Origin of the sequence: Alterirhizorhabdus solaris (assembly GCF_007785815.1) — a bacterium.
Taxonomy (GTDB): domain Bacteria; phylum Pseudomonadota; class Alphaproteobacteria; order Sphingomonadales; family Sphingomonadaceae; genus Alterirhizorhabdus; species Alterirhizorhabdus solaris.
In genome coordinates this window covers 1-10,715 of record NZ_VNIM01000120.1, presented here as the reverse complement: position 1 = coordinate 10,715, position 10,715 = coordinate 1, and the positions used below count along the sequence as shown (strand labels likewise).

Here is a 10,715-nt window from a genome sequence, read left to right as displayed (position 1 = left end):
GGTGATGACGGGCGAGGGCGCGCTTGCCGGTGAAGGAACGCTTGCCGCCGGCGTGGTCGATGCCGGGGCGGCATCGACCTGTGCGGAGGACGCCGCCGGTACGTCGGACATGTGCGTCGGGGCGGGAAGCGGGCCGGGATCGGCGTGCACCGGCGGTGTTACCGGCGTCGGATCGGGTAGCGCAGCATCGCTTGCCGTCACGGGCGTTCCCGGCGAAGGCGGCGGTGCCAGCTGTGTCAGCAACAACTCAGGCTCTGCAGCAGGTACCGCCTGCAGCAACAACAATTCCGGTTCGGCCCCGGCCTGTTGCAGTTCGGGCTCCGGCGTCGCGGCGGGTTCCACCGGCGGCACGGGGTGCGACGCCGATCCGGCCATCATCGCGGCCAGCTGGAGCATCTGGGAGGAGAGGAGGGCCACCGCCTATTTCCCCTCGCACACATTCTGTTCGCTGGTGTCGAGGAACGGCGCGACCGGGCATTGCACGTAGGGCAGGAAGGCGTTGTTGGCCTGGCGGAACGGGATCGCGCTGATCCGCATGTCCCGCGCCGCATGGCCCACGCCGCCGACGCGAACGCCGCCGTTGAACACGCCGAGGAACGAGACCATGTCGTCCTGATCGATGCCGTCGCCCGAGACGCCGATCGCGCCGATCAGCGTGGTGCCGCGATAGATCGGCTCCCCGCCGGGGAAGATCTGGAGACCGTTTTCCAGCCGGTTGCCGCCACTGGCATCGAAGGCGGGCAGGGTGGTGCAGCGCCGTGGCACCGCCGCCCCGCCGGCCACTTCACCCAGCTGCTGTGCCAGATTGCCGATGATGAGCGCCGATTGCAGCCCGGTGGAGAAGGGGCTGAAGCTGGCGATCGGGCGGGACAACGGCCCGTTGGCGGTGTTGACCTGCCCATCGGGGAAATACGGTCGCGCGAGCAGGCCGATCGGCCGCTCGGAGAAGGCGATGTTGCCCGTCAGCGCATCCTGTCGGCCGAGGAAATCGCGCGTCTTCTGAACGAAGCCCGCAACATCGGCCGAGCCGCTGGCGAGCAGGTCCGCCGCCGCCTTCGGGCTGGAGAGGAACGCCGCCGAGCGCGCCTTCTGCAACGACACGTCGGTGCCGAACACCGGCGCATCGGGCGACCGCTGGAGCGCCAGCACCTGTCCGCGCGTATCCACGATCGAGATCGTCGCCTGCATCCGGCTGTCGAGCGGCTGGCGGATCGCGCCACGCGCCCGGCCGAGCACCTTGAACGCCTCTTCCGCGATCGCGCGCACCTCGGCGGCGGTCAGCGGTTGCGCCACCTCGGCATTGTCGGTGCCGCCGCGGATCGGATAGCGGTTGTTGCCCGCCGCATCGACGACGAGCAGCGCATCCGGGCTGTCGATCGCGGAGCCGGCGGTCCGCTCGGCGGCGGTGGCCAGGCGATAGCCGGAAGCGGCGGTGGCATAGGGCGTGCCGGCGATCGGCCCGCCGCCGACATAATAGCCGGGGATAGCGACATAGCCGCCGAGTCCACCGAGCGACGGCGGCGCGGCCGGGTTGCTCTTCAGGTTGGCGCGGGTGACACCGAAATCGACGAAGCCGAGCGTGGTCCCATCGATCGAGATGCGGTTGGCCTTGATCTCCTCCGGTGCCTCGAAGCCGGTGGCGCCGGCCAGCGAGATGAACTCCTCGTTGTCGTCCACGTCGTTCTTGGTCGCGTCGTCGTCCGCGCCGTACACGCCGTCGCCCATGATGCCGATGCCGCCCACGACGACACCGTTCTTGTACAGCGGCATCGATCCCGGATCGGCGGAGAGGCCGAGCGGCGAGCGCTTCGGCCCGATCGTCCCGTCCGCCATCCGGCGGTTGAGGTCGGAGCAGGGGAGAGAGCTGAACTGCACGCCGAACAGCGGGCCGCTTTCCAGCCCGGTCGTCTTGCCGGGCGCACGAGGGAAATTCTCCTGCACGATGTAGCTGGCGGTGCGGCTGTTGAAGGCGTTGCCCGAACTGGAGAGGTAGGCCGCGGTCACCGCCTTGGCGATCGCGCCTGCCGCCGCCGGGATGCCGGTCAGCCCCTGCGCATCGAAGCTCGGCCCACCGCCCGGCGGGGTGGGGATGCGCAGCGTCGGCGCCGCGCCGTTCATGTTGTACACCGCCAGCACGTTGCCGACGCGATCGACCACCGAGATGATCGAGGGCAGCCCGCGCGCCTGCGCCTCGCCCGCCGCCTGCGCGACGATCTGCGCCACCTCGGCCGCCGTCAGCGCCTCCGGTGCGGGTACGGCGTAGAGGCTTTGCGGGGCGGCCGGCGGCGTGGTGCCGCCGCTGCTGCCGCCACCGGGGGCGGGGGTGCCCGCCGCATTGTCGCCCCCGCCGCCGCCGCCGCACGAGGCGAGGAGGAAGGCTGTGGCCGTGAGGAGCGTGGAGGCGTGTTTGCGGAGCATCAGCGGAGCGCCCTGATTGCGCCGGCCGCGCGGCCGAGCGAGGCCCGGAAGTCGGCGGGGCGATACGCGTTGGGATCACGCACGGCGGCATAAGCGCGGTTCACGTCGCCACGGATCGTCTTGGCCGAACCGCTGCCGACCTGCCCTGCGTTCACCAGCGCGTTGAGGAGGGTATCGACCGCCATCACCGCCTGCACGCTGCCTTCGTAATCGGTGTAGCGCGCCGCGATCGCGTTGCCGGCCACCGTGTCGATGATCGCGAACGTCTCGGCCCGGCCGAAGCTGGCGCGCGAGAAGGTGGCGGCCAGCGCGCCGGCCGTCGACTTCAACTGCGCGGCGGCGCGGATTGCGGACGGACGGTCCACCGCCAGCGCGGCGTGAAACGCCCGGCTGTCGCTCTCCAGCTTGCCGGCGAGCGAAGGTGCGGCGGCGCGGGCGGCGGCGGCGAGCATGATCATGTTCTCGTCGTTGAACGCCGGCATTCCGCTCGGAATCGGCCGGCCCGGGTTGGGCACGGCGGTGGGCCGGTAATCCGCCTCGTCCGTGATCCGGCGATGGCAGGTGTGGCAATCGAAGAAGTAGAATTCGGGGAAGATACCTTCCTGCCCCAGCCGCGCGGTGGAATAGAGCGACAGCGCGCGATCGAGGGCGGTCGCCTGGCCGACCGCCCACATCTTCACGTTGCTCGTCCTGCCCTTGCGACGGACGTAATCCGCATCCTCGTCCCAGTGCTGTTGCAGCGTGGAGAACAGGTCGAGTTCGAACGACACGCGCGGGTGGCCGGCGGCCATGATCCGGTGATCGACGAACTGGCCGGGCCGGTCGCTGCCGAAATGGCAATCGAGGCAGTTATTGGCGCGCACGGTGGCGTTGGTGAGGTCGGTCAGTCCGTTCGCCACGTTGCCCGCGTGCGTCGCGCCCACCGCATAATGGTTGGAGAGCCAGTTGGAGGCGCCGCCGTGACATGCCTCGCAGCCCACCCCGTCGTTCAGCTGGAAGCGGCCACCGCGCGTGCCCGGGTCCGCATGGCAGCCGAGGCACGCCGGGGCCGACGCGGCCGAGCCGAGGCCCAGCCGTTGTGCGATGGCCTGACTGCGTGGATTGGAGAGGATCGCATAGGCGCGACTGTGCGCGCCGGTGGGGCTGGAGGGTTCCTGCCAGCGCATCAGCTCGTCCTGACGGACGACGCGGCCGTCCCCCTCCTGCCGACCATGGCAGGTGGAGCCGGCGCAGGATGCCACGCCGACATGCACGCCGCTGGCGGACGAACCGGAAGTCGCGGCCACGGCGGGTGTTTCACCCGTCATGCCGCCCAGTCCGAACAGGCAGAACAAGGCCAGTGCGAGCAATGCACAGCCCAGCGCGCTGATCGCCCATGGCATTCTGCCCGCCACTATTCCCCCCGGCATGGCGCTCCCTTGCCCGGTCGTTGCGACCGGATCCAATTCCCCACTGGTGCGACCCATGATTAGACGCATTTATGTTCGCTCTTGTCATCGGAGGCAACCAAGATTTGGTCCGCCCGTGTCTTATTGTTGCGGGTGCGCTCCGATCTCCTCTGGTACGATGACTTCGCCCGGCAAGGTCTCACGCCGGGCGTGAGGAAGCGATCCCCGATGAGCGACGCCCACCAGCAGGCCCGCGCCGCCCTCGCCCGGGGCGATTTCGCCGCCGCCTACGACATCACCGTTTCGGCCATCGCCGCCGGCGACGAGTCGGAGGGTCTGCGCCACCAGCAGGTGCTGGCGCTGGGGCGGATGGGAGATACCGAAACGGCCTTCGCGCTGTTCTCGGTCTACGGCCTCGACCGGTCGAGCGAGCCGGACGAACTGGCCGTGGGGGCGCGTCTGCTCAAGGACCGCGCCTTCGCGCTGCAAGGCCGTGCACGCCCGGTGGCGATGGCGGCGGCGGCCGATGCCTATCGCGCGGTGTTCGATCTCAGCGGCGCGCTGCGGCCGGGGGTGAACGCGGCCAGCCTCTCGCTGCTGGCGGGGCAGGGCGAGGCGGCGCGCGATCTGGCGCGCCGCCTGCTGATGCACCCCGATCTGCCGGCGGCGGGCGATCACCGCGCCGCCACCCGCAAGGCCGAACTGCTGCTGGTGCTCGAACGGTTCGATCAGGCGATCGCGGTGTTGGCCGCCGCCGGACCGCGTCCGTTCGCCGCGGCCGCCGATCGCGCCTCGACCAGCCGTCAGCTCGGCGCGATCGCGGCGGCGGTGGGGCTGGATGCCTCCCGCACGCAGACGCTGCTTGGCCATGTCCGCCCGCCCGCCGCGATCCACTTCACCGGCCGCGCCTGTGCCCCCGATGCCGCGACGGAGGCCGCCATCGCCGCGGCGATCGCCGACTCGCTGGCCACGCGCGACGTGGGCTTTGCCTACGGCACGCTGTCGGCGGGCGGCGAGCTCCTGGCGGCGGAAGCGGTGCTGGCGCGCGGGGGCGAGCTCCACGTCGTACTGCCGTTCGACGAGGCGGACTTCATCGCCCATGCCGTTCGCCCGGCCGGCGAGCCATGGGTCGCCCGATACCGCGCGGCGGTGGCGGCGGCGACCAGCGTGATCCCGGCCAGCGCGATGCCCTGTACCGGCGATCCGGCGCAACATGACTATGCCGACCGGATGGCGATGGGGCTGGCCCGCCTCAAATCTCGCCATCTCGATGCTGACGTGTTCCGGCTCGGCATCGGCGTGGCGGCCGAGGCGATGCCGGGAATGGCGACGTGGCGGGATCGCGCGGGCGAAAACGTGTCGATCGCCATGCCCGGCGCGGGCGGTGGGTTCACGCCGCCGCCGCCAGTGCCCGCCGCCGATACGCGGACGACGGCGGCGATCCTGTTCACCGATTTCCCGGGCTTCTCGAAGCTGAGCGAGCAGGCGTTGCCGGCGTTCTGGAACGGGGTGATGCGCCGCGTCGCCGAAGTGCTCGACGCGCAGGGCGACGCGGTGGAGTGCCGCAACAGCTGGGGTGATGCGCTCTACGCGGTCACTCGCAGCGCCGCCGTGTCGGCCGAAATCGCATTGTCACTGCAAGGCGCGCTCGCCGGGTTCGACTATGCCTCGCTCGGGTTGAAGGCCAGCATGGGGATGCGGATCGGCGCGCACTTCGGCACCGTCTATCGCGCGCGGGATCATATCACCGGCAAGATCAGCTTCTACGGCGGCGAGGTCTCCCGCGCCGCCCGGATCGAGCCGGTCACGCCCCCCGGCGCGGTCTTCGTGACCGAGCCGTTCGCCGCCATGCTGATGCTGGAGGCGCCGGACCGCTTCACGACGCGCTACGTCGGCCGGATCGACCTGGCGAAGGGGGCGGGGAGCGCACCGATGTATCGCCTGACGCGAGCGTGAATTTCACGAACCCTTAGCCAGAGCGAAGTCTAGGGACCGGTCGAGCAAAGCCGAAGCCTGTCGCCGGGCAGTCCGAAGACGTGTCTCGACTTCGCTCGACACAAGAAGGGGCGTAGTTACTCCGGCCGCGGTTTCGGATCGACGCCCGGGCGGCGGCGGATGACGAGGTTGCGGATCTCTGTCATGTCCTCCATCGCGAAGCGCACGCCTTCACGGCCAAGCCCGCTGTCCTTCACGCCGCCATAGGGCATGTTGTCCACCCGGTAGCTCGGCACGTCGTTGATGACGACGCCGCCCACCTCCAGATGATCCCACGCATCGAGCACCTTGAAGATATCGCGCGTGAAGATACCGGCTTGCAGGCCGAACTTCGAGTCGTTCACAAGGTCCATCGCCTCGTTGAAATCGCCGAACTTCATCAGGAAGGCGACCGGGCCGAATGCCTCCTCCACGTTCAGCTTCGTATCGAGCGGCACGCCTTCCAGCAGCGTGGCCTGCAGCATCGCACCCTCGCGCCTGCCGCCGCACAGCAGGGTCGCGCCGCGTGCCTGGGCCTCGTCGATCCAGCTTTCGAGGCGTTGCGCCTCCTTCACGTCGATCATCGGGCCGACGAAGGTGTTCTCGTCGTGCGGGTTGCCGGCGATCAGCGTCTTCGTCTTGGCGACCAGCCTGTCGCGGAACGTGTCGTACACCTTGGCGTGGACGAGGATGCGCTGCACCCCGATGCAGCTCTGCCCGCTCTGGTAGAAGGCGCCGAACACGGTGCGATCGACCGCATCGTCGAGATCGGCGTCCTCGTCGATGATGACGGCCGCGTTACCGCCCAGTTCCAGCACGACCTTCTTCTTGCCGGCGCGCGCCTTCAGATCCCAGCCCACGTCGGGCGAGCCGGTGAACGACAGCAGTTTCAGCCGGTCGTCGGTGGTGAACAGGTCCGCCCCATCCCGGCTGGCGGGCAGGATCGAGAAGGCGCCCTTCGGCAGATCCGTTTCGGCCAGCACCTCGCCCATGATGATCGCGCCCAGCGGCGTGCGGCTGGCCGGCTTCATCACGAACGGGCACCCCACCGCGATCGCGGGCGCGACCTTGTGCGCGGCCAGATTGAGCGGAAAATTGAACGGCGAGATGAAGCTGCACGGGCCGATCGGCACGCGCTTCCAGATGCCCTGATACCCCTTGGCGCGCGCCGATATGTCGAGCGGCTGGACCTCGCCCGTCATCCGCACCGATTCCTCGGCGGCGATGCGGAAGGTGTCGATCAGCCGGCCCACCTCACCGCGTGAATCCTTGATCGGCTTGCCCGCCTCCACACACAGCGCATAGGCCAGTTCGTCCTGCCGCTCCCTGAAGCGATCGACGCAATGCTGGAGCACCGCCTGCCGTTCATAGGCCGCCATCGCCGCCATCGGGGCCGCCGCCTCGGTCGCGGCGGCGATGCCGGCCTCGATCGTAGCGGCGTCGGCCAGCGCGACGCGCGTCGCCACCTCGCCGGTGAACTTGTCGGTCACCGCCAGGTCGGTGTTCGGCTGCTGCGCCTCGTTGGCGAGGTACAGGGGATAGGTTGCTTGCAGTTTCACGTCGGCTTCCTCCTTGCCCGCCCTGTCGGGGGCGGGGGCGGCCCGATCAAAGTGCCGCGCTGAGCTGCTTGAGATCCTTGTTGAGTATCTGATCGTTGTCCGAATAATCAACCGGGCAGTCGATCAGATGCACGCCGGGCGTGTCGAGGCACTGTTTCAGCAGCGCCGGCAGCGATTCGGCGCTCTCCACGCGATGCCCCTGCGCGCCGTAGCTCTGGGCATATTTCACGAAATCCGGGTTGCCGTAGGTCAGCCCCCAGTCCTCGAACCCCATGTTCGCCTGCTTCCAGCGGATCATGCCATAGCTGTTGTCGTTCAGGATCAGCACGGTGATGTTGAGGCCGAGGCGGACCGCCGTCTCCATCTCCTGACTGTTCATCATGAAGCCGCCGTCGCCGCAGATCGCCATCACCTTGCGATCGGGATAGACCATCGCCGAGGCCATCGCCGAGGGCAGCCCCGCGCCCATCGTGGCCAGCGCGTTGTCGAGCAGCACGGTATTCTGCTGGCGCGCGGTGTAGTTGCGCGCGAACCAGATCTTGTACACGCCGTTGTCGAGGCAGATGATCCCGTCGGCCGGCATCGCCTCGCGGATCTTGCGGACCAGATAGGGCGGGTAGATCGGGTGCCGCGCATCGTCGGAGACGCTGTCGGTATGCGCCACTTCGGCGGCGCGCGCGGCCAGCATCCGGTCGAAATTCCAGCTCGGGGAGGGGACGATATCCTCCTTCAGCTGCCAGATCGCGTTGGCGATGTCGCCGATCACCTCGATCTGCGGGAAATAGACCGGGTCGACCTCCGCCGTCCGCACCGAGACGTGGATCACCTCGGTGCCGCCCTGCTTCATGAAGAACGGCGGCTTCTCGATCACGTCATGGCCGATGTTCACGATCAGGTCGGCGCTCTCGATCGCCTTGTGGACGAAATCGCCCGACGAGAGCGCCGCGCAGCCGAGGAACTTGGGGTGGCACTCGTCGATCACGCCCTTGCCCAGCTGGGTCGTCACGAACGGGATGCCGGTCTTCTCGATGAACTGGAGCAGCATCCGGCTCGTCATCGTGCGGTTGGCGCCGGCGCCGATCACCAGCACCGGCGACTTCGCGGCCTCCAGCTTCTTGGCCGCCATGCGGATCGACTTGTCGTCGGCGTGCGGGCGACGGACGTGGCTGCGCTTCAGCGGCACGCTGTCGGTATGCTCGTCAGCGATGTCCTCGGGAAACTCGATGTGCGTCGCCCCCGGCTTCTCCTCCTCGGAGAGACGGAACGCTTCGCGCACTCGGCTGGGAATATTGTCGGCGCTGGCGAGCTGGTGGGTGAACTTGGTGATCGGCCGCATCATGTCGACCACGTCGAGGATCTGGAAGCGACCCTGCTTGGATTTCTTGATCGGCTTCTGCCCGGTCACCATCAGGATCGGCATGCCGCCGAGATAGGCGTAGGCCGCGGCCGTCACGAGGTTGGTCGCCCCCGGCCCGAGCGTGGCGAGGCAGACGCCGGTCTTGCCGGTGTGGCGGCCGTAGGTGGCGGCCATGAACCCCGCGCCCTGTTCGTGCCGTGTCAGGATCAGCCGGATCTTGTCCGACCGGGAAAGGCTGTCGAGGAAGTCCAGATTTTCCTCGCCCGGCACACCGAAGACATATTCGCAGCCTTCCGCCTCGAGGCACTGGATGAACAGATCGGATGCCTTGGTCGCCATGCCGTTTTTCCCCCGCGTGTCGCCCGACCGGTGTCGTGGCGGCAATGTTGAACCTGTGCGACGCGACCCCAGTGCTTGTGCCATCTGACTAGAGTATTTCCCGGGGCGGGCAAAGGTGCATTTCGATCCGACTGGTCAAACCTCGTTACGGCACCAGTCGCCATTCCCAGCCGAGCGGGTCGCCGTCCATGATCTCCACGCCCTGCGCCGCCAGCGTATCGCGGATCGCGTCGGAGCGGGCGAAGTCCTTGTCGGCGCGGGCGGCACGGCGGTCCGCGAGGTGCGCCTCCACCGCCTCGTCGGTCAGCGCCGCATCGGCTGGCCGCAGCCGCAGGTCGCCGACCGTGATCGCCGTCGATCCCGCCAGCCCCAGGCCGAGCACCAGATCCATGCTCGCCAGCATCGCCGCCTTTTCCGTCTTGTCGAGCCGCTTGTCCGCCAGCATCTGGTCGAGCACGGTCAGCGCCACCGGCGTCATCAGGTCGTCGGCGATCGCCGCATCGAACGTCGCCAGATGGGCGCGTGCGCCGTCCCCCAGCCGCCGCTCCAGCGCGGCGCGGGTGAAATCGAGCGCGGCGCCACGGCTGAACCGCACGTCGTCCAGCAACGCGTTTGCCGGGCCGGGGTCCAGCTGCTGTTTGGCGATCGCCAGCAACAGCCGCTTCAACCGGGTGCGGGCGGCCAGCAGCGTGTCGGCCGAAAACTCAAGCTCGCTGCGGTAATGCGACGACAGGCACAGCAGCCGGTACGCCAGCGGATGCACCCCGCGGTCGACCAGCGACTGCACCGTCGCGAAACCGCCCTTCGACTTGGACATCTTGCCGTCGCGATCGATGAGGAAGTTGTTGTGCATCCACACGTTCGCACCGGTGCCGTTGCCGATCCCGCCGCCGGTGAACGCCTGGTTCTGGGCGATCTCGTTGCAGTGGTGGATCTCGCGATGATCGATCCCGCCGGTGTGGATGTCGAACTGCGCGCCCAGATACTTCTGGCTCATCACCGAGCATTCGAGGTGCCAGCCCGGCGCCCCCGTGCCCCACGGCGAGGCCCATTCCATCTGGCGGTGGCCGGGTTCCGCCGATCGCCGCCAGATGGCGAAATCGGCCGGATTGCGCTTGCCTTCCACGCTGTCGATACGACCGACCGTCTCGTCCGGCCGGGTGCCGGCGAGGCGGCCGTACTCCGTGACCGTCGAGGTGTCGAAATAGAGGCCGGACGGAAGCTCGTAGGCCGAGCCGGCATCGACGATCGCCTGTGCGAAGCCGATCATGTCCTGGATATGGTCGGTCGCCACGCTCCACAGCGTCGGCGGGCGTACGTTCAGCCGGTCGAGGTCGCCCTTGAACGCCTCCGTATAGAAGGCTGCGACCTCCCAGATGGTACGCGCCGCCGCCTTCGCTGCCAGTTCCATCTTGTCGTCGCCTTCGTCCGCGTCGGAGGTCAGGTGGCCGACATCGGTGATGTTGATGACGTGGTTGGTGGCATACCCCTTCCAGTTCAGCACCCGCCGCAACGTATCGGTGAAGACATAGGCGCGCAGGTTGCCGAGATGGGCGAAGTTATACACCGTCGGCCCGCAGCTGTAGAGCCGCACCATCGCCGGATCGATCGGGGTGAAGGTCTCGGTCGCGCGTGTCAGGCTGTTGAACAACGTCAGCGGCGGGCCGGCGGGGGCGGGGC

The 10,715-nt window shown here is 68.5% G+C and carries 6 protein-coding genes and 1 pseudogene; 1 reads left to right on the top strand and 6 read right to left on the bottom strand.

The features are described 5' to 3' along the window. The 3 genes and pseudogenes from FOY91_RS18920 to FOY91_RS18910 form a co-directional block, all read right to left on the bottom strand. Nucleotides 1–417 (bottom strand): annotated as a pseudogene (locus FOY91_RS18920) (hypothetical protein); the annotation flags it as partial. 3 nt (nt 418–420) lie between these two features. Then, nucleotides 421–2,418, bottom strand: coding sequence for a heme-binding protein (locus tag FOY91_RS18915; RefSeq protein WP_145155247.1), 1,998 nt, complete (start codon nt 2,416–2,418; stop codon nt 421–423). Then, nucleotides 2,418–3,800: a multiheme c-type cytochrome gene (locus FOY91_RS18910; RefSeq protein ID WP_145155246.1), complete on the bottom strand. Its 1,383-nt coding sequence runs from the start codon at nt 3,798–3,800 to the stop codon at nt 2,418–2,420. Before FOY91_RS18910 ends, FOY91_RS18915 begins: the two co-directional genes overlap by 1 nt. 234 nt (nt 3,801–4,034) lie before the next feature. Between FOY91_RS18910 and FOY91_RS18905 the strand changes: the two genes are divergently transcribed. Then, complete coding sequence (locus tag FOY91_RS18905; RefSeq protein WP_145155244.1) at nt 4,035–5,762, top strand: adenylate/guanylate cyclase domain-containing protein; 1,728 nt, start codon at nt 4,035–4,037, stop codon at nt 5,760–5,762. A 116-nt stretch (nt 5,763–5,878) separates the two neighbouring features. Here the strand turns inward: FOY91_RS18905 and FOY91_RS18900 are convergent, their stop codons facing one another. The 3 genes from FOY91_RS18900 to cysS form a co-directional block, all read right to left on the bottom strand. Beyond that, nucleotides 5,879–7,339: an aldehyde dehydrogenase family protein gene (locus tag FOY91_RS18900; protein ID WP_145155242.1), complete on the bottom strand. Its 1,461-nt coding sequence runs from the start codon at nt 7,337–7,339 to the stop codon at nt 5,879–5,881. Between the two features lie 46 nt (nt 7,340–7,385). Beyond that, nucleotides 7,386–9,035, bottom strand: coding sequence for an acetolactate synthase large subunit (locus FOY91_RS18895; protein WP_145155240.1), 1,650 nt, complete (start codon nt 9,033–9,035; stop codon nt 7,386–7,388). A gap of 145 nt (nt 9,036–9,180) precedes the next feature. Next, nucleotides 9,181–10,715: cysteine--tRNA ligase (gene cysS / locus FOY91_RS18890; RefSeq protein ID WP_420822896.1), on the bottom strand; the 1,535-nt coding region annotated here is incomplete at its 5' end.